We start from the raw sequence: 18,168 nt of genomic DNA on the forward strand, positions 1-18,168 counted from the left end.
CCTTTCGGGTGGGTCGGCCGTGGTCGGCGGCCTGGCGTGATGGCTGTCGGTCCTACCGGTCCCCGAAGACGGTGCGGTGCCAGTCCTTGGCCGCCACCGCGGTGTTGTCGAACATGACGTGCTTGACCTGCGTGTACTCCTCGAAGGAGTAGGCGGACATGTCCTTGCCGAAGCCGGACGCCTTGTACCCGCCGTGCGGCATCTCGCTGATGATCGGGATGTGGTCGTTGATCCACACGCAGCCCGCCTTGATCTCGCGGGTGGCGCGGTTCGCCCGGTACACGTCCCGGCTCCAGGCGGAGGCGGCGAGCCCGTACGGCGTGTCGTTGGCCAGCCGGATGCCCTCGTCGTCGGTGTCGAAGGGCAGCACGACCAGGACCGGGCCGAAGATCTCGGACTGGACGACCTCGCTGTCCTGGGCGGCGTCGGCGATCAGGGTGGGCCGGTAGTAGGCGCCGTCCTTCAGGTCGTCCTGCGGGGCCTCGCCGCCGCACACCACGCGCGCGTAGGAGCGGGCCCGGTCGACGAAGGCGGCGACGCGGTCCCGCTGGACGTGGCTGACCAGCGGGCCGAGGTCGGTGCCGGGCGCGAAGGGGTCGCCGACGCGGACGGTGTCCATGAGGGCGGCGGTCTGCTCGACGAACGCCTCGTAGAGGGGCCGCTGCACGTACGCGCGCGTGGCGGCCGTGCAGTCCTGGCCGGTGTTGATGAGCGCGCCCGCGACCGCGCCGTGGACGGCGGCGTCGAGGTCGGCGTCGTCGAAGACGAGGAAGGGGGCCTTGCCGCCGAGTTCCAGATGGAGGCGCTTGACGGTGGCGGTGGCGACCTCGGCGACGCGCTTGCCGACGGCGGTGGACCCGGTGAAGGAGGTCATGGCGACGTCGGGATGGGCGACGAGATGCTCGCCGGCCTCCCGTCCGGTACCGCTGACGATGTTGATCACGCCGTCCGGGATCCCGGCCTCGGTCGCCGCCTGGGCGAACATCAGGGAGGTGAGCGGGGTGATCTCGGCGGGCTTGAGCACGACGGTGTTGCCCGCGGCGATCGCCGGGAGGATCTTCCAGGCCGCCATCTGGAGCGGGTAGTTCCAGGGCGCGATCGACCCGACCACGCCGATCGGCTCGCGGCGGACGTACGAGGTGTGGTCGCCGGAGTACTCCCCCGCCGACTGGCCCTGGAGGTGCCGGGCGGCTCCGGCGAAGAAGGCCGCGTTGTCCACCGTGCCCGGCACGTCGAACTCGCGGGTCAGCTTCAGCGGCTTGCCGCACTGCAACGACTCCGCGCGGGCGAAGTCCTCGGCCCGCTCGGCGAGGACGGCGGCGAACCGGTGCAGGGCGTCGGAGCGCTCGCCGGGGGTGGCGCCGGCCCAGCCGGGGAACGCCGCCCGCGCGGCGGCGACGGCCGCGTCGACGTCGTCGGGTCCGGCGAGTTCGTAGGTCAGGACGTCCTCGCCGGTGGCCGGGTCGAGGACGGTGTGCGTCCGTCCGGAGGTGCCCTTCGTGAGACGGCCCGCGATGTACTGGGCCCCGTCCGCGAAGCGGTCCTGGGCCGGGAATCGGTCCGGGGTGGCGTTGCCCGGGTTGTGCATGTCGGCTCTCCTCGGTCTCCCCGTGGCGGGGGCCGCCGTGGCTCAGGCTCGATGTGAGTGCCGATCCTGACAGAGCACTAGGCCTCCAACAAGTGATTCCGTTGTTGCCATTTGGTTACGCGACGGAATCTGTCGACCAGGTGTCGAGTCGCCGCGGAAAAGGACGGACGGAGTGTCAGTGGCGCGTGCCACACTCGCATGCATGGAGAAGATCACGGGGGCGGAGCGGGACCCGGAGGCGCCGCAGAGCGCGGGGGCAGTGGGGGGCGCGGACAGCCGGGAGGCGCTGGTCGGACGGGTCCGGGCGGGCGCGCGGATCAAGTACCTGTGCTTCTGGGGGCACCGGCCGCTCCCGGACGGCAGGCTCGGGCCGAGCTGTCTGAGCCAGTGGTGGCCGTCGCCGTTCACGGTGGCCGGGGTGGAGTACGCGACGGCCGAGCACTGGATGATGGCGGGCAAGGCCCGGCTCTTCGAGGACGCGGAGGCCGAGCGGCGGGTGCTGGCGGCCGCTCATCCCGCAGAGGCGAAGAAGGCGGGCCGGCTCGTGCGCGGTTTCGACGAGGCGGTGTGGGAGCGGGAGCGCTTCCGGATCGTGGTGGAGGGCAGCGTCCACAAGTTCGCCGCGGACCCGGCGCTGCGGGCGTTCCTGCTGGCGACGGGCGAGAGAGTCCTCGTGGAGGCGAGCCCCGTGGACCGGGTGTGGGGCATCGGCCTTGCCGCGGACGACGAGGCGGCGGTGGACCCGGAGCGCTGGCGGGGGCCGAATCTGCTGGGCTTCGCGCTGATGGCGGCCAGAGAGCGGCTGCGCGCGGGCGGAGACTGGAAGGACTGAGGGGCGGCCCCGGGCCGCCCCCCTCACCGGCGCCTGGCTCAGGCGACGCTCATCAGGCTCGCGAAGGCGAGGAAGCCGAGCAGCGGCAGGATCACCGTGGCCGTGATGCCGAGCACGAGACCGGCGGTCGCGGCGCCCTTGTTGGTGGCCTCACCCCGGGTGGCCTTGCCCCGGCCGATCGCGCCGAAGATGATCCCGAGGATGCCCAGGATCACGCCGAAGAACCAGAGGAAGAAGGTCAGGCTGCACACCACGCCGATGATGCCGAGGACCAGTCCCGTGGTCCCCATGCCGTTGCTCGGCTGCATCGGCATGCCGTAGCCGGGCCCCTGCGGGTAGCCCACCGGCGGGGCTGCCGGGTACCCGGCCCCCTGGTTCGGATAGCCGTACCCGGGCGCGGACTGCGGGTACGCGTAGCCCCCCGCGGGCGGCTGCCCCGGCTGCGGCGGCGGCCCGTAGTCCCCGGGTCCGGGATTGGAGTACGACATGAACTGCTCTCCCCTCGTTGGAGCTTGACATCGTAGAGGCAACCCTGCGGGGAGGAGCTCAGCTTTCCGCCGTCACGGAGACGGGCACGGGGCGCGAGGAGCCGTAGTACGGGTCGTCGTAGTCCGAGTCCTCGTTGATCGCGGCGGTGATCCCGATGGCGATCAGGACGATCACGGCGACACCGAGCACGATGCCGATGATGCCCATGACGAAGCCGGCCTGCGCCTGCCCGTGGTTGTTGGCCAGGCCGCTCTCCGCCTTCCGGCGGCCCTTGATGCCGAAGACCACGGCGAGGATGCCGAGCACCAGGGAGACCACGCCGTACAGGCAGAACAACGCGCAGGCGAGGATGCCCAGCACCATCGACGCGGTGCCGAGCCCGTTCTGCGGCGGCATCTGCATGCCGGGCCAGCCGTAGCCCTGGCCGTATCCGGGATAGCCGTACCCGCCGGGGACACCGGCGCCACCGGGCGCGACGGGTGGCGGGGGCACCGCGGACTCGGGGCCGGTGAACCCGGCGCCGGGCATCGACGTGACCGTCGCCTGGTCGTGCACGCCCGGCGGCGGCTGCCAGGGGGGCGGCGCGTCCGAGGCGGGCGGCTGGGGCTGCTGGGGTGGCTGCTGCGGCTGCCCGGCACCGACGCCGGCACCGGGGCCCTTGTCCAGGGACGGCCCGCTCTCCGGGGGCGCCCAGGGGTCGTGCCCGCCGGAGGGCTCCCCCTCCGGCCGTATCGCGTCCGTCATGTCCTGTCCCCCCGGTCGTTCGTGCCCGCCATGCTACGGTCCCGGGCCGCCGGGCGTGAGACCGGCCTACGATGATCCCCGAACGACCGATCAGCCGATCACCCGTGCCCGCCGCCGCTCCGCGCGGCCCGTGGGCGCCGCCTTGGGGAGGAACCCTTGACCGAGCACCTCGTCGACCCCGACGTCCCGCGCGACCTGCACGCCTTCATCGCCGGACTGCCGAAGGCCGAACTGCACGTCCACCACGTCGGCTCCGCCTCCCCGCGCATCGTCTCCGAACTGGCCGCGCGCCACGCCGACTCCAAGGTCCCCACCGACCCCGAGGCACTGGTCGACTACTTCACGTTCACGGACTTCGCGCACTTCATCGACGTGTACCTGTCCGTGGTCGACCTGATCCGCACCCCGGAGGACGTCCGGCTGCTGACCTACGAGGTGGCCCGGGACATGGCCCGGCAGCAGGTGCGGTACGCCGAGCTGACCATCACACCGTTCTCCTCCACCCGGCGCGGCATCGACGAGGGCGCCTTCATGGACGCGATCGAGGACGCCCGCAAGGCGGCCGAGGCCGAGTTCGGGACCGTGCTGCGCTGGTGCTTCGACATCCCCGGAGAGGCCGGTCTGGAGTCCGCCGAGGAGACGACGCGGCTGGCCACCGACGACCGGCTGCGCCCGGAGGGGCTGGTCTCCTTCGGGCTCGGCGGACCCGAGATCGGGGTGGCCCGCCCGCAGTTCAAGCCGTACTTCGACCGCGCGATCGCCGCGGGCCTGCACTCGGTGCCGCACGCCGGCGAGACCACCGGCCCGCAGACCGTGTGGGACGCCCTCACCGACCTGCGCGCCGAGCGCATCGGGCACGGCACCAGCTCCGCCCGGGACCCGAAGCTCCTCGCCCACCTCGCCGAGCGGCGCATCCCGCTGGAGGTGTGCCCGACCTCGAACATCGCCACCCGCGCGGTGCGCACCCTGGACGAGCACCCGATCAAGGAGTTCACCCGCGCCGGCGTCCTGGTGACGATCAACTCCGACGACCCGCCGATGTTCGGCACCGACCTCAACAACGAGTACGCGGTCGCCGCCCGCCTCCTCGGCCTCGACGAGCGCGGCCTCGCCGACCTCGCCAAGAACGGGGTCGAGGCCTCCTTCCTCGACGCGCCGGGCAAGGCCCGGATCGCCGACGAGATCGACACGTACACCGCCGCCTGGCTCGCCTCCTGAGAACCTCGCCCACCGAGAGTTGCCCCCACCATGGACACCCCGCGCGCCCTGACCGCCGTCGCCCACCGCGGCGACCCCTACCGGCACCGCGAGAACACGCTCGGCTCGCTGCGCTCCGCCCTGGAGCGCGGCGCGGACGCGGTCGAGACCGACGTACGCCTCACCCGGGACGGGGTGCCGGTGCTGATGCACGACGAGACGCTGAAGCGGCTGTGGCAGCAGGACCGGCCGCTGCGCTCCCTGTCGGCCGACGAGGTGCGCGGGCTGACGGCGGGCGGCGTGCCCACGCTCGCCGAGGCGCTGGCCGCGACCGACGGCAGCCGGCTGATGCTGGACCTGCCGGGCGGTCCGGGCGAGCGGGCGGTGCGGCGCATCGTGGACGTGGTCCGCGAGTGCGGCGCGCGGGACCGGGTGTACTACACCGCGGGCGCCGCCGCCATGCTCGCCGTGCGGGCCGCCGACCCGGCCGCCGAGATCGCCATGACCTGGACCACGGCGGCCCCGCCCCGGCCCGCGCTGCTCGCGGCGGTGCGGCCCCGGTGGCTCAACTACCGCTTCGGCCTGGTGGACCGGGCCCTGGCCGAGCGCGTCCACCGCGACGGCTTCCTGCTCTCCGTCTGGACCCCCGACACCCGCCGCACCATGCGCCGGCTGCGCGCCGTGGGCGTCGACTCGATCACCACCAACCGCATCGACGTGCTGACCGCCCTGCGGGACGGGCTCGCCCGGTAGACGGCGGGGCGTGCACGGGGCCCGCGACAGCCGGCCCGTAGGGGTGATCCCGAACAAGTCCCGCCCTGTGTACGCGGGTTCCCCGAGGTCCGGTTCGGGGTGGAGGCCCTCCTCGCCGACGATCCGGCCCGGCAAGGGGCGCACAAGGATGATCACTGACCGTCCCGCGCCACCCCGGAACCCGGAGCTGCCGATGCGTGCCCGTACCTCCTCCTCCCTCGCCGCTTGCCTGGTACTCGCGTTGTCCGCCGGCCCCCTGGCGGCCCCCGCGTTCGCCGGGCCGCCCACCCCGGCCACAGCCGCGCACCCGCGGGACCGGCCGGACGTGGCAGACGTACCGGACGCGAAGGCGCTGCGCGCCGCCCTCGCCATGGTCCCGGGTGAGGACGCCACCGCCGCCCTCGTGCGGGCCGGACGCACCGACGGCGACTGGCGCGGCAGCGCGGGCGTGCGCGACCTGGCCAGTGGCCGGCCGGCGCAGCCGAACGCCCGGTTCCGGGCCGGTTCGATCACCAAGGTCGTCACGGCCGCCACCGTCCTGCGGCTCGCGTCGCAGGACCGCGTCGACCTGGACGCGCCGGTGCAGGACTACCTGCCCGAGCTGTTCACGTCGGACTTCTCCCAGCCGATCAGCGTCCGCCACCTCCTCAACCACACCAGCGGCATCCCGGCGGGCGACGGGCTCGGCGACGACTTCGCCGAGTTGTACGCGCACCGCTTCGACACCCTGACGCCCCGGGAGGTCGCGGCGTCGGCGATCGCGAACGGGCCGGAGTTCGACCCGGGCGACCAGCAGCACTACCTCAACATCAACTACACGATCCTCGGCCTGCTGATCGAGAAGGTGACGGGACGCTCCTACGCCGCCGAGGCCACGCGCCTGGTCCTGCGCCCGGCCGGGATGTCGCACACGTACTTCCCGGGCACCGACCCGCGCATCCGGGGCCCGCACAACCGGGGTTACCAGACGGTGGAGCGGCCGGACGGCACCACGGAGCTGCTCGACGTGACCGAGTGGAACCAGGCGGACCGCTGGGCGGCCGGTGACATGATCTCGACGACGGCCGACCTGGAACGCCTGCTCACCTCGCTCTTCCGGGGACGGATCGTGCCGGAGCCGCAGCTGGAGGAGATGTTCACGACCCCGCCGGGCCTGCCCGAAGCGCAGCGCAGCGCGGGGCTGGAGTACACGGTGGTGAACGGCCAGGTCTTCTGGGGCAAGTCGGGCTCGCGCTACGGCTACAGCGCCCTCATCGGCGGTACCCGCGACCTCTCCCGCACCCTCGTGTACTCGGTCAACGCCACCGACGCCAAGAGCACGGAGCGCAACCCGGTGCTCGACGCGATCACGGCGGCCGCGCTGAAGTAGCCCCGCCGCCTCTCACCCCCGTGTCAGCCGCCGTGCCACCCCGTGCGCCGCGACCGTCGCCGCCCCCGCGAAACCCAGCCCCACGGCGAGGTCGCGCGGGCGGGTGGCACGCAGGACACCGGCACGGCGCAGCCGGCGGCGGGCCCACAGGGTGAACGGGACGACGATCAGCGGCGCGGTCGCCGACCCGGGCGTGTATCCGCGTACCAGCCCCGCCTGCGCGAGGTGGACCAGGCCGTGCAGGCCGAAGGCGTTGAGCGCGGTCTGGTACGTGGCCGAGCGGCCGCCGGTCAGCCGTCCGGCGACGGACGCGGAGGCCACGACCGCGGCCATCGCGCCGACCGCCACCGCGAACTCCCGCCCTTCGACCGACCCGGCCCGCCGCCACACGGCCTCCGGGACGGTCGGGTACCGCTCGCGCAGGGCGGGGAGGTTGCGCCGCCACCAGCCCGGCACGGTCGCCAGCTCTTCGAGGTCGTGCAGGACCCAGGCGGCCAGCAGTCCCAGCGTGACCGCACCCTCGACCGCTTCATCACCCGATGAATTCATCACATGATCAGTCTGCTGCACCCCGACCATCCCGTTCCACGCTTCGCGAACTCCGCCCGCTCCCCCGGCCGAGCCGTCCCGCGCGATCGCGAGCCGTCCGGGGCCGCGCACACGGCGTGGGGTCACACGGCGTGGGCCCACATGCGTGGGCTCACATGCGTGGGGTCACGTAAGTGGGGTCACATGTCCAGCGACGTCATCACGTGCTTGATCCGCGTGTAGTCCTCGAAGCCGTAGCCCGACAGGTCCTTGCCGTAGCCGGACTTCTTGAAGCCGCCGTGCGGCATCTCGGCGACCAGCGGGATGTGGGTGTTGATCCACACGCAGCCGAAGTCCAGCCTCTTGGACATCCGCATCGCGCGGCCGTGGTCCTTGGTCCACACCGAGGAGGCCAGCGCGTACTCGACGCCGTTGGCCCACTCGACGGCCTGGTCCTCGTCGCGGAAGGACTGGACGGTGATGACCGGGCCGAAGACCTCCTGCTGGATGATCTCGTCGTCCTGCTTGAGGCCGGAGACGACGGTCGGGGCGTAGAAGTAGCCCTTGTCGCCGACCCGGTGGCCGCCCGCCTCGACCTTGGCGTGCGCGGGCAGCCGCTCGATGAACCCGGAGACCTGCTTGAGCTGGTTCGGGTTGTTGAGCGGGCCGTACAGCACGTCCTCGTCGTCCGGCTGCCCGGTCTTGATCTCCGACGCGGCCTTGGCGAGCGCGCTCACGAACTCGTCGTGGACCGACTCGTGGACCAGCACGCGGGTGGCCGCCGTGCAGTCCTGCCCGGCGTTGAAGTAGCCCGCCTCCGAGATGCCCGCGACGGCCTTGGGGATGTCGGTGTCCTCGAAGACGACGACCGGCGCCTTGCCGCCCAGCTCCAGGTGGACGCGCTTGAGGTCCTTGGAGGCCGACTCGGCGACCGACATGCCGGCCCGCACCGATCCGGTGATGGAGGCCATCGCCGGAGTCTCGTGCTCGACCATCAGGCGGCCGGTGTCGCGGTCGCCGCAGACGACGTTGAAGACGCCCTTGGGGACGATCGAACCGATGATGTCGGCCATCAGGGCGGTGGAGGCCGGGGTGGTGTCCGAGGGCTTGAGGACGACCGTGTTGCCCGCGGCGAGGGCCGGGGCGAACTTCCACACGGCCATCATCATCGGGTAGTTCCACGGCGCGACCTGCGCGCAGACACCGATCGGCTCGCGGCGCACGAAGGAGGTCAGCCCCTCCATGTACTCGCCGGCGCCACGGCCCTCCAGCATCCGCGCCGCGCCCGCGAAGAAGCGGATCTGGTCGACCATCGGCGGGATCTCCTCGGAGCGGGTCAGCCCGATCGGCTTGCCCGTGTTCTCCACCTCGGCCGCGATCAGCTCCTCGGCCCGCTCCTCGAACGCGTCCGCGATCTTCAGCAGGGCCTTCTGCCGCTCCGCCGGGACCAGGTCCCGCCACGCCGGGAAGGCCGCCGCGGCGGCCGCCATCGCGGCGTCCACGTCCGCCTGCCCGGACAGGGGAGCGGTCGCGTACGCCTCGCCCGTGGCGGGGTTGACCACTTCCGTGGTCCGTCCGTCGGCGGCGTCCCGGAACTCACCGTCGATGTAATTGCGCAGACGACGCAGCTCGGTGCTCACTGCCGGCCCTCCAAGTTCGGGTGTCCAGTAACTGAGACACCCACCCTAGACGGAGTGCCGACGTTTTCAACACCCCCACTCCCCTCAGCGTTGCGATATCCGCAGATTGAAGCGACTCAGACAACGAATTTCATCGATCCGGCCTTGCGAAACTGTCGATACGTCGTGCACAGTGAAGCCGTGGCCAGTCGAAGCGCAGACCAGAAGGACTCCCGCGAGTCCAGGAACGGCGGTCCCCAGTTGGACGCCGTCTCCCTCGCCATCATCGAGCAGCTCCAGGAGGACGGCCGCCGGCCGTACGCCGCCATCGGCAAGGCCGTGGGCCTGTCGGAGGCGGCCGTGCGCCAGCGCGTCCAGAAGCTGCTCGACCAGGGCGTCATGCAGATCGTCGCCGTCACGGACCCGCTCACGGTGGGCTTCCGGCGCCAGGCGATGGTCGGCGTCAACGTCGAGGGCGACGTGGAGTCGGTGGCCGAGGCGCTGTCGGCGATGTCCGAGTGCGAGTACGTGGTGATGACCGCGGGCTCCTTCGACCTGATGGTGGAGGTCGTCTGCGAGGACGACGACCACCTCCTGGAGGTCATCAACCGACGCATCCGGGCCGTGCCCGGCGTGCGCTCCACCGAGAGCTTCGTCTACCTCAAGCTCAAGAAGCAGACCTATATGTGGGGAACCCGATAATCGTGAGCACCGACAGCCCCAAGGACCTCAGCCGGACCGCGTACGACCACCTGTGGATGCACTTCACCCGCATGTCGTCGTACGAGAACGCCCCCGTCCCCACCATCGTCCGCGGTGAGGGCACCCACATCTACGACGACAAGGGCAAGCGCTACCTCGACGGCCTCGCCGGCCTGTTCGTGGTCCAGGCCGGACACGGCCGCACGGAGCTGGCCGAGGCCGCCGCGAAGCAGGCGCAGGAGCTCGCCTTCTTCCCGGTGTGGTCCTACGCCCACCCCAAGGCCGTCGAGCTGGCCGAGCGCCTGGCGAACGAGGCCCCCGGCGACCTCAACAAGGTCTTCTTCACCACCGGCGGCGGCGAGGCGGTCGAGACCGCCTGGAAGCTCGCCAAGCAGTACTTCAAGCTGACCGGCAAGCCCACCAAGTACAAGGTGATCTCCCGCGCGGTGGCCTACCACGGCACCCCGCAGGGCGCCCTGTCCATCACCGGCCTGCCCGCCCTGAAGGCCCCCTTCGAGCCGCTGGTCCCCGGCGCGCACAAGGTGCCGAACACCAACATCTACCGCGCTCCGCTGTTCGGCGACGACCCCGAGGCCTTCGGCCGCTGGGCCGCCGACCAGATCGAGCAGCAGATCCTCTTCGAGGGCCCGGAGACGGTCGCGGCCGTCTTCCTGGAGCCCGTGCAGAACGCCGGCGGCTGCTTCCCGCCCCCGCCCGGCTACTTCCAGCGGGTCCGCGAGATCTGCGACCAGTACGACGTGCTGCTCGTCTCGGACGAGGTCATCTGCGCGTTCGGCCGCCTGGGCACGACCTTCGCCTGCGACAAGTTCGGCTACGTCCCGGACATGATCACCTGCGCCAAGGGCATGACCTCGGGCTACTCCCCGATCGGGGCCTGCGTCATCTCCGACCGCCTGGCCGAGCCGTTCTACAAGGGCGACAACACCTTCCTGCACGGCTACACCTTCGGCGGCCACCCGGTCTCCGCCGCGGTCGGCATCGCCAACCTCGACCTCTTCGAGCGCGAGGGCCTCAACCAGCACGTGCTCGACAACGAGGGCGCCTTCCGCGCCACCCTGGAGAAGCTGCACGACCTGCCGATCGTCGGCGACGTCCGCGGCAACGGCTTCTTCTACGGCATCGAGCTGGTCAAGGACAAGGCCACGAAGGAGTCCTTCAACGAGGAGGAGACCGAGCGCGTCCTGTACGGCTTCCTCTCCAAGAAGCTCTTCGAGAACGGCCTGTACTGCCGTGCCGACGACCGCGGCGACCCGGTCATCCAGCTCGCCCCGCCACTGATCTCCAACCAGGAGACCTTCGACGAGATCGAGCAGATTTTGCGCGCCACGCTGACGGAGGCATGGACGAAGCTCTGATCGTCCCGATCATCCGCTGAGGTGATCATCACCGGCCCCGGAGCGGTCCGTTCGAGTGAGAACGGCGGCCCGGGGCCGCGTGCTGTCCGGCTTCCTCCGCGGCGACTCCTTACGGTGCCCAGTGACCGATCGGCCCCGCCTTCGTTCCCCCGGAAGGGGGACAGGACCGGGGAAATACGGATCAGAACCGAGGTGTACGCCCATGGAGGCCCCGCCGGACAACGACGTGCTCTGGGCCCGTGCCCTGCACTTCCAGCACCACGACGGCTCCCCCGCGCTGCAAGGGGTGTCGCTCGGCGTGCGCGAGGGCGAGATCCTCGCCGTGAGCGGCCCGCGCGGCAGCGGCAAGACCACACTTCTGCGGTGCCTGTCCGGACTGGTCAAGCCGCAGGACGGCGAGGTCTGGTTCAACAGCGTGCCGGTGCACACCATGGGTCCGATCGGCCGCGAACGGCTGCGCCGCGACCGCTTCGGCTGGATCGACCCCGCCCCGGCGCTCGTCCCGGAGCTGAACGCCTGGGAGAACGCCGCGCTCCCCCTCATGCTGCGCGGCACCGGCCGGCGCCGGGCCAAGACCGCCGCCCTGGAGTGGCTGGACCGCCTCGACGTCGGCGGCAAGGCGCGCAGGCGCCCGCACGAACTCCAGCAGGCCGAGCGGCAGCGCGTCTGCATCGCCCGCGCTCTCGCCGTCACCCCGGCGGTGCTCTTCGCCGACGAACCGACGGCCCCCCTGCACCGCGCCGACCGCGCCCACGTCCTGCGGACGCTCACCACGGCGGCCCGTTCGCACGGCATCACCGTCCTGCTCGCCACGCACGACGCCCAGACCGCCGCCCTGGCGGACCGCACGGTGGCGCTCCTGGACGGACGGCGGGTACGGACCGTGCACCTGCCGCCGCTCGCCGAGACCACGGTGGCCACGGGTGCCGCCGGGACTCCCGGAACGGAAGGCCGGGCGGCGTGCTCGCTCTCCGCCTGACCCGCACCGCCCACCTCGCCGTCCACCTGCGCCGACTGCTGGTCGGGGCGGCCTCGGCGGGCACGGGCTTCCTGCTGCTGTGCGCCCTCGGCCACGCCCTGAGCCACCCCGACACGCCCGGTGCCTCCGCCCTCCGGCTGGCCTGGTGCGCGGCGCCGCTGGCCGCCGCGGTGTACCTCGCGGTCGCCGTGGCCCGCACCGATCCCGGCACCCGGCCCCGCTCGGGGCTGTCGGCGATCGGTCTGGGGCCGGGCCGGCTGATGGCCGTCTCGGTGACGACGACGGCCCTGTCCGCCGTGCTCGGGTCGGTGGCGGCCCTGCTCGCCTTCCTGTACCTGCGCGGCAGCCTGACCGGCCGCCCGCCCTCCGAACGCGTGGCGGCCGACGCCCTGGCCGTCGGCCCGTCCCTCCCCGCCCCGGCCGTCCTGACCCTGCTGGTCCTGGTACCGGCCTTCGCCTCGGCCGCGGTGGCCCACACGCTGCGGCCCCGCGATCCCCGGCCCGCCGCGGCGGCCGCCCCCCGCGGTTACGGCCGCTTCGGCGCGTACGGCTGGGGCAAGGCCCGCGAGACCTTCGGCGCCTACGGCCGCTTCGGCGCCCGCGTCGCGGTGACTGCGGGCAGTCGTGCTGCCGCTGATGCTGCGGGCAGTCGTGCCGCTGGGGCGATGGGGGTCCCCCCGCTCGAGCGAAGCCGAGAGTGGGGGAGGGTGGGCGCAGGCGGCGCCCTGCAAACGCAGGTGAGTGCTCCCCACCCCCCGACCTCGGCGGAGGGCACCACACAGACGCTGGACGCCGCTCCCCCGGCCCCGGCGGACACCCCGCAGACACCGGACACCGCCCCCGACACGGCCGACAGCCCGACCGAGCCGACCCCCCGCCCCCAGAACGCCACCGCCCTCCCCTGGGGCATCGCCGTCCTCACCGCCGGCCTCACCGTCGAGACCTACACCGGCAACGCGGCCGCCGCCCCCGCCCCCGGCACCGCCCCCTCCGCCGGCGTCCTGATCGGCTGGGCCCTCACCGCCCTGGGCCTCGCCCTGGCCGGCCCGGGCCTCACCCACCTGTGCGGCCGCCTGCTCCAGGCGGCCCGCCCCGGCGCCCTGCGCCTCCTGGCGGGCCGCGTCCTGATGGAGGAGTCGCAGCGCGTCGGCCGCCCCCTCGGCGTCGTGGCCGCCGTCGCCGCAGCGGCCTACGTGGCCACGACGGTGTACGACGGGGACGGACCGGCCTTCGGCCCGCTCAGTTCCCTGGGCGCCCTCCTGGTGGCCGGCTGCACGGTGGCCACCCTGCTCACCGCGGCCGTCGAGGCCAGGCACGCCCGCGCCGACACCACGGACGCCCTGCTGCGGCTCGGCGCGCCCCCGGCGACCCTGCGCGCCGCCGCCGCGGTGCGCGCCGCCGCCCTGCTCGTCCTGTTCGGTCCGCTGGTCCTGATCGTCGCGGTGCTGGCGGCGCTGCCGCTGGACCACTGACCGGCGCAAATCTTTTCGAGAAAGTCCGCGCAACGGCGATGAGTTCCGGGGCCGCCTCGCGTCTACCCCTTCGAACGGCACGACATACGAACCTGGGAGAGGCCCCATGTACCAGCAGATGATCTTCCTGAACCTGGCCACCAACGACCTCGACGCCTCCAAGAAGTTCTTCACCGGGCTGGGGTGGGAGATCAACGCCCAGTTCAGCGACGACAGCACCGCCTCGTTCCCGGTGAGCGACACCATCGTCGTGATGGTGCACACGCCGCAGAAGTACCGTGAGTTCACCAAGAAGGAGATCGCGGACTCGACGAAGTCCAGTGAGGTGCTGATCGCGCTGAGCGCCGAGAGCCGCGAGAAGGTCGACGAGCTGGTGGAGAAGGCGGTCGCGGCCGGCGGCTCGGTCTCCGGCGAGACCCAGGACCACGGCTTCATGTACGGCCGGGCCTTCGACGACGTCGACGGCCACACCTTCGAGGTCGTGTGGATGGACCCGGCAGCGGTTCAGGGCTGATCCGGGCGCGTGCCTAGCATGGGCGGGTGGACCCGACACCCGATCAGACACCCGCCCAGCGCAAGGCCCGGTCACCGCACGGGTCGCCGTCGCTGTCCCAGTCCCAGTCCCACCACGCCTCCCACGACCGGGAGATCGAGAGCCTCGACGAGTTCGACCGCGTCGTCTCGTCGCCCGGCTCACTGGCCCATCACCGCGTCCAGGCCGTCGACCTGACGGGCCGTACGAACGCACTGCTGGCCGCCGATCCCACGGGTGCCGTCTTCCTCGGCTGCCCGATGGACCCCGGCGCCGCCGCCAGGGTGCGCGCCGCCGGTGCCCTGGTCTTCCCGCCCATACCGGGACTGCCCTTCGACCCCTACCGGGGGCGCGTCTACTCCCCCGACGAGCTCTACGCCCGCCTCGACGAGGACTACGGGGCGACACCGGACGCCCTCGCCTACGACTGGTTCCAGCAGACCAAGGCCGACGGTGACGTGTTCGCCTCCATGCTGCGCGCGATCCACGACGACGCCGTGTCGGATGCGCTGGACGAACTCGTCGCCGGTGCCCGGGTGGTGGGCGTCATGGGCGGCCACGCCATGGCCCGCGGCACCGCGGAGTACGCGGGCGCCGCACGCCTGGGCCGTGAGCTGGCCCGCGCCGGGCTCACGGTGGCCACGGGCGGCGGTCCGGGCGCGATGGAGGCGGCGAACCTCGGCGCGTACGCCGCCCCGTTCGACGACGGGATGCTGGACGACGCCCTGATGCTGCTCGCCAAGGTCCCGTCGTTCGCGCCGTCGATCGCCGACTGGGCCCGGTCCGCGTTCGAGGTGCGCGAGCGCTGGCCCGGCGGCGGCGCCTCGATCGGCATCCCGACCTGGTTCTACGGCCACGAGCCGCCCAACGCCTTCGCCGCGCACATCGCGAAGTACTTCGCCAACGCGACGCGCGAGGACGGCCTGCTGGCCCGCTCCACCGCGGGCGTGGTGTTCCTGCCGGGCGCGGCCGGAACCCTGCAGGAGATCTTCGACAACGCGACGCCGAACTACTACGAATCGCGCGGCGAGCCCACGCCGATGGTGCTGGTGGACCGTGAGCACTGGACGCGGACGCTGCCGGCCTGGCCGCTGCTGCACACGCTCGCGAAGGGGCGGACGATGGAGTCCCGAATCGCGCTTGTTGGCCGAATCGATGAGGCTCCCGAGGCACTGAAACGTATCGGCGGTTAATAAGACGGCAAAGTCAACGGCCGGGGCGGGCATATGCGTTGACACTTCTTACGCCCCGCTTATAGACCAGTGAGGCTCATGGGTGTGCTGATGCCGCGTCATCGAGCGTCGGCACCCTCTTCACCCCCCGCATCCGCGCTCCCGTAAAGGACAAACGTGGCAGTCCTGTCCATAATCAGCCGCACGGCATCCCGCCGGGGCGTCCGCGCCCTCGGCGTCGTCGCCGCCTCCGCGGCCCTGGCGCTCAGCGCCTCAGGCAACGCCCTCGCCTGCAACATCAGCGAGTTCTCCGCCGAAGCCAAGTGCGACGGCGACAACGGTGTCATCACCGTCACCGACGTGGACCCGGCCGGCATCCCGGCCACCGTCACCGTCACCCTGAAGAGCACCGGCGAGCAGGTCGGCCAGGAGACGGTCAAGGGGTCCAAGGAGGGCACCACCGTCTCCTTCGCCGTGGACTGGAAGCCGAACACGGATTACCGCGTCCACATCAAGGCGGACCGGTACGTCGACGAGTTCATCAAGCCGGACGTCACCACCCCGTCGACGCCTTGCAAGACCGAGGACACGCCGACCCCGACCCCGTCGGAGAGCTCCTCGACCCCGTCCGACGAGACGGAGTCCCCGGCGCCCGAGCCGTCCACGTCGGCCCCCGCGCCGTCGCAGTCGGAAAGCACCGCCCCGGCGGCCGTGCCCAACGACAACGCCCCGTCCCCGGCGGCCGGTGACTCCAACCTCGCCGAGACAGGCGCCAACTCCAACACCGGCATGATCGCCGGTATCGCGGCGGCGCTGGTCGTCGTCGGTGGCGGCGCCGTCTTCTTCGGCCTGCGCCGTCGCGGAGCGAACAGCAACAGCTGACGCCCGCGCCGATCCGCTCACGGCGGTGGCCCGTCCCGTTCCGGGGCGGGCCACCGTCGTGTCAGCCGAACGTCGCCTTCTCCAGCCAGAGTTCGAGCAGCTTGCGATCGCCGAGCACCTCGAGCCCCGGCGCGTCCAGCGGCAGCCGACCGTAGAAGGCCAGCAGCACGTCCGTGAGCGGGCCGCGCAGCGCCACCGTCGCCTTCTCGTGCCCGCGGTGCCAGGTGATGCCGTCGTCGGGCAGTTCGACGATCCACTCGGCGTTCAGCTCGGCCGGAGCGTCCGTCGCGTGCAGGTGGAGGCTGCTGCCGGGGGCGCGCAGTTCGTTCGCCGCGGCACCGGGCAGGGCCCGCTGCACGAACCGCACGATGTCCAGCCACTCGTCGATCGCGTCGGCCGCCACCTCGGGCGCGACCGCCTGGCGGGGCAGGCCCGCCGCGAGTGCCGCGTCCGCGCCGTGGACGACGAGTTCGTGGGTCATCCGCCGCGCCCAGAACCCCGCCGTGTCGACACCGGCCCACGACCAAGCGCGGGCGTCCGGACCGGCCTCCCGCAGGGCGCCAACGACGACCTCGCCGGACTCCGCCAGCCACGCGTCCAGAGCCGCCGCGTCCCCGCTCGCCGCGGGCCCCTCGGCGCCCGGCGCGCGGTCCACCGGCACGTCCTGCTCGGCGCGGGTGCCGACGATGAGCCCCGTCCAGCGCAGGGCCCGGCCCACGTGCCGCACCAGGTCCTCCAGAGTCCAGTCCGGGCAGGTCGGCACGGTGGCGGTCAGGTCCGCACCGGAGGTGACCACGGCCCTGAGCCCGGTCACCTGCTGATCGATTTCGTCGCAGTACCGGTCGTGTGCGAGGAGTGTCATGCCGTCACCCTACGAGCGCGACGATCACCCGGGAACGCCTGATCGGCCGAGCACGACGACGTCCGCCGCGTCGAACTCCACCCCGACCGAGGCCCCGACCTCCGGCGCCGCCCGCAGCGCGCAGGCCGCCTCCAGGCGGGGTGCGTCCTCGGGCTGGAGGTGCACGGCGACGTGCGTGCCGCGGAAGGTGCGGGCCGTGACCGTGCAGCGCAGGCCCGCGTCGGCGGGGACGACGCGGACACCGGCCGGCCGCACGAGCACCGTCCGCGTGCCCTGCGGGGCGCCCTCGGGGACCGGCACCTTGCCCCACGGGGTGTCCGCGGCCTGACCTGCGACGGACGCCTCGGCCACGTTCTCGAAGCCGAGGAAGCGGGCCACGAACGCGTCCGCCGGCCGCTGCCACACCTCCAGCGGCGTTCCCGACTGGGCGATCCGCCCGTCCCGCATCACCACGACCCGGTCGGCGAGCGCGAACGCCTCGCCCTGATCGTGCGTCACGGCGAGCACCGTGGTGCCCAGCCGCCCGAACAGCTCCCGCAGTTCGACCACGAGGCGCTCCCGCAGCGAGCGGTCCAGCTGGCCGAGCGGCTCGTCCAGCATCAGCAGCCGGGGCCGGGGCGCGAGCGCGCGGGCCAGCGCCACCCGCTGCTGCTCCCCGCCGGAGAGCGCGGCGACGGACCGGCGGGCGGCGTCCGGCAGTCCGACCAGGTGCAGCAACTCCGCCACCCGGGCCCGCTGCTCGGCCCGGGACGCGCCGCGCATCCGCGGTCCGAAGGCGATGTTTCCGGCCACGTCCCGCTGCGGGAACAACTGGTGGTCCTGGAACATCAGCCCGACCTCGCGCTGGTGCGCGGGCACCCCCGACTGGTCCCGACCGTCCAGCGTCACCCGCCCGGCGTCCAGCGGCTGGAGCCCGGCGACCGCCCGCAGCAGCGTCGACTTGCCGCTGCCGCTGGGCCCGAGCACGCACACCACCTCGTGCTCGGCGACCCCCAGGCCGACGTCGTCGAGTACGGCCCGCCCGCCGAAGCGGACGGTCGCGCCTTCCAGGCTCAACAGACTGGGCGCCATG

18 protein-coding genes are annotated in these 18,168 nt (G+C 72.6%); 11 read left to right on the forward strand and 7 right to left on the reverse strand.

What is annotated here, in order from left to right; genetic code table 11:
* Positions 1-52: 52 nt before the first annotated feature.
* On the reverse strand, positions 53-1,588 hold the full coding sequence (locus tag ACFYZ3_RS31530; protein ID WP_388524820.1) for a gamma-aminobutyraldehyde dehydrogenase: 1,536 nt from the start codon (positions 1,586-1,588) through the stop codon (positions 53-55).
* Positions 1,589-1,760: 172 nt separating this feature from the next.
* Between ACFYZ3_RS31530 and ACFYZ3_RS31535 the strand changes: the two genes are divergently transcribed.
* The gene (locus ACFYZ3_RS31535) at positions 1,761-2,420 is read left to right on the forward strand and encodes an NADAR family protein (RefSeq protein WP_388524823.1); all 660 of its coding nucleotides are present in this window, start codon (positions 1,761-1,763) and stop codon (positions 2,418-2,420) included.
* 38 nt (positions 2,421-2,458) lie between these two features.
* Here ACFYZ3_RS31535 and ACFYZ3_RS31540 read toward each other — a convergent pair whose 3' ends face one another.
* Together ACFYZ3_RS31540 and ACFYZ3_RS31545 are read right to left on the reverse strand one after the other, a co-directional pair.
* The gene (locus tag ACFYZ3_RS31540; RefSeq protein ID WP_388524826.1) at positions 2,459-2,908 is read right to left on the reverse strand and encodes a DUF4190 domain-containing protein; all 450 of its coding nucleotides are present in this window, start codon (positions 2,906-2,908) and stop codon (positions 2,459-2,461) included.
* Positions 2,909-2,966: 58 nt separating this feature from the next.
* Positions 2,967-3,653: a DUF4190 domain-containing protein gene (locus tag ACFYZ3_RS31545; RefSeq protein ID WP_388524828.1), complete on the reverse strand. Its 687-nt coding sequence runs from the start codon at positions 3,651-3,653 to the stop codon at positions 2,967-2,969.
* Positions 3,654-3,809: 156 nt separating this feature from the next.
* Here ACFYZ3_RS31545 and ACFYZ3_RS31550 point away from each other — a divergent pair, with 156 nt between their 5' ends.
* From ACFYZ3_RS31550 to ACFYZ3_RS31560, 3 genes are all read left to right on the forward strand, one after another.
* Positions 3,810-4,871: an adenosine deaminase gene (locus tag ACFYZ3_RS31550; RefSeq protein ID WP_164272066.1), complete on the forward strand. Its 1,062-nt coding sequence runs from the start codon at positions 3,810-3,812 to the stop codon at positions 4,869-4,871.
* A 30-nt stretch (positions 4,872-4,901) separates the two neighbouring features.
* Entirely contained in the window at positions 4,902-5,603 is a 702-nt protein-coding gene (locus ACFYZ3_RS31555; RefSeq protein ID WP_388524830.1) for a glycerophosphodiester phosphodiesterase, read from the forward strand.
* A gap of 193 nt (positions 5,604-5,796) precedes the next feature.
* On the forward strand, positions 5,797-6,972 hold the full coding sequence (locus tag ACFYZ3_RS31560) for a serine hydrolase domain-containing protein (RefSeq protein ID WP_388524932.1): 1,176 nt from the start codon (positions 5,797-5,799) through the stop codon (positions 6,970-6,972).
* Between the two features lie 12 nt (positions 6,973-6,984).
* On the opposite strand, the gene ACFYZ3_RS31565 is transcribed toward ACFYZ3_RS31560, so the two are convergent.
* Both ACFYZ3_RS31565 and ACFYZ3_RS31570 read right to left on the reverse strand, forming a co-directional pair.
* Entirely contained in the window at positions 6,985-7,524 is a 540-nt protein-coding gene (locus tag ACFYZ3_RS31565) for an HXXEE domain-containing protein (RefSeq protein ID WP_388524833.1), read from the reverse strand.
* A 176-nt stretch (positions 7,525-7,700) separates the two neighbouring features.
* Positions 7,701-9,140, reverse strand: a complete 1,440-nt coding sequence (locus tag ACFYZ3_RS31570) for a gamma-aminobutyraldehyde dehydrogenase (RefSeq protein ID WP_388524835.1) — start codon at positions 9,138-9,140, stop codon at positions 7,701-7,703.
* A gap of 165 nt (positions 9,141-9,305) precedes the next feature.
* Between ACFYZ3_RS31570 and ACFYZ3_RS31575 the strand changes: the two genes are divergently transcribed.
* The 7 genes from ACFYZ3_RS31575 (at position 9,306) to ACFYZ3_RS31605 (ending at position 16,234) form a co-directional block, all read left to right on the forward strand.
* On the forward strand, positions 9,306-9,821 hold the full coding sequence (locus ACFYZ3_RS31575; protein ID WP_007444925.1) for an Lrp/AsnC family transcriptional regulator: 516 nt from the start codon (positions 9,306-9,308) through the stop codon (positions 9,819-9,821).
* A gap of 2 nt (positions 9,822-9,823) precedes the next feature.
* Positions 9,824-11,197, forward strand: coding sequence for an aspartate aminotransferase family protein (locus ACFYZ3_RS31580; protein WP_361011550.1), 1,374 nt, complete (start codon positions 9,824-9,826; stop codon positions 11,195-11,197).
* Positions 11,198-11,399: 202 nt separating this feature from the next.
* Complete coding sequence (locus tag ACFYZ3_RS31585) at positions 11,400-12,176, forward strand: ATP-binding cassette domain-containing protein (protein ID WP_361011547.1); 777 nt, start codon at positions 11,400-11,402, stop codon at positions 12,174-12,176.
* On the forward strand, positions 12,158-13,648 hold the full coding sequence (locus ACFYZ3_RS31590) for a hypothetical protein (protein WP_388524839.1): 1,491 nt from the start codon (positions 12,158-12,160) through the stop codon (positions 13,646-13,648). The genes ACFYZ3_RS31585 and ACFYZ3_RS31590 overlap by 19 nt, the downstream gene beginning before the upstream one ends.
* Before the next feature lie 106 nt (positions 13,649-13,754).
* A complete protein-coding gene (locus tag ACFYZ3_RS31595; RefSeq protein WP_388524842.1) occupies positions 13,755-14,162 on the forward strand; it encodes a VOC family protein in 408 nt (135 codons plus the stop codon).
* A gap of 26 nt (positions 14,163-14,188) precedes the next feature.
* A complete protein-coding gene (locus ACFYZ3_RS31600) occupies positions 14,189-15,373 on the forward strand; it encodes an LOG family protein (RefSeq protein WP_388524845.1) in 1,185 nt (394 codons plus the stop codon).
* Positions 15,374-15,529: 156 nt separating this feature from the next.
* On the forward strand, positions 15,530-16,234 hold the full coding sequence (locus ACFYZ3_RS31605; protein WP_388524848.1) for an LAETG motif-containing sortase-dependent surface protein: 705 nt from the start codon (positions 15,530-15,532) through the stop codon (positions 16,232-16,234).
* A 61-nt stretch (positions 16,235-16,295) separates the two neighbouring features.
* Here the strand turns inward: ACFYZ3_RS31605 and ACFYZ3_RS31610 are convergent, their stop codons facing one another.
* Positions 16,296-17,096, reverse strand: coding sequence for a maleylpyruvate isomerase family mycothiol-dependent enzyme (locus tag ACFYZ3_RS31610; RefSeq protein WP_388524851.1), 801 nt, complete (start codon positions 17,094-17,096; stop codon positions 16,296-16,298).
* Between the two features lie 24 nt (positions 17,097-17,120).
* A complete protein-coding gene (locus ACFYZ3_RS31615) occupies positions 17,121-18,167 on the reverse strand; it encodes an ABC transporter ATP-binding protein (RefSeq protein ID WP_388524854.1) in 1,047 nt (348 codons plus the stop codon).
* Position 18,168: the final 1 nt, after the last annotated feature.

Source organism: Streptomyces sp. NPDC001599 (genome assembly GCF_042893535.1).
In the GTDB taxonomy this organism is placed as follows: Bacteria; Actinomycetota; Actinomycetes; order Streptomycetales; family Streptomycetaceae; genus Streptomyces.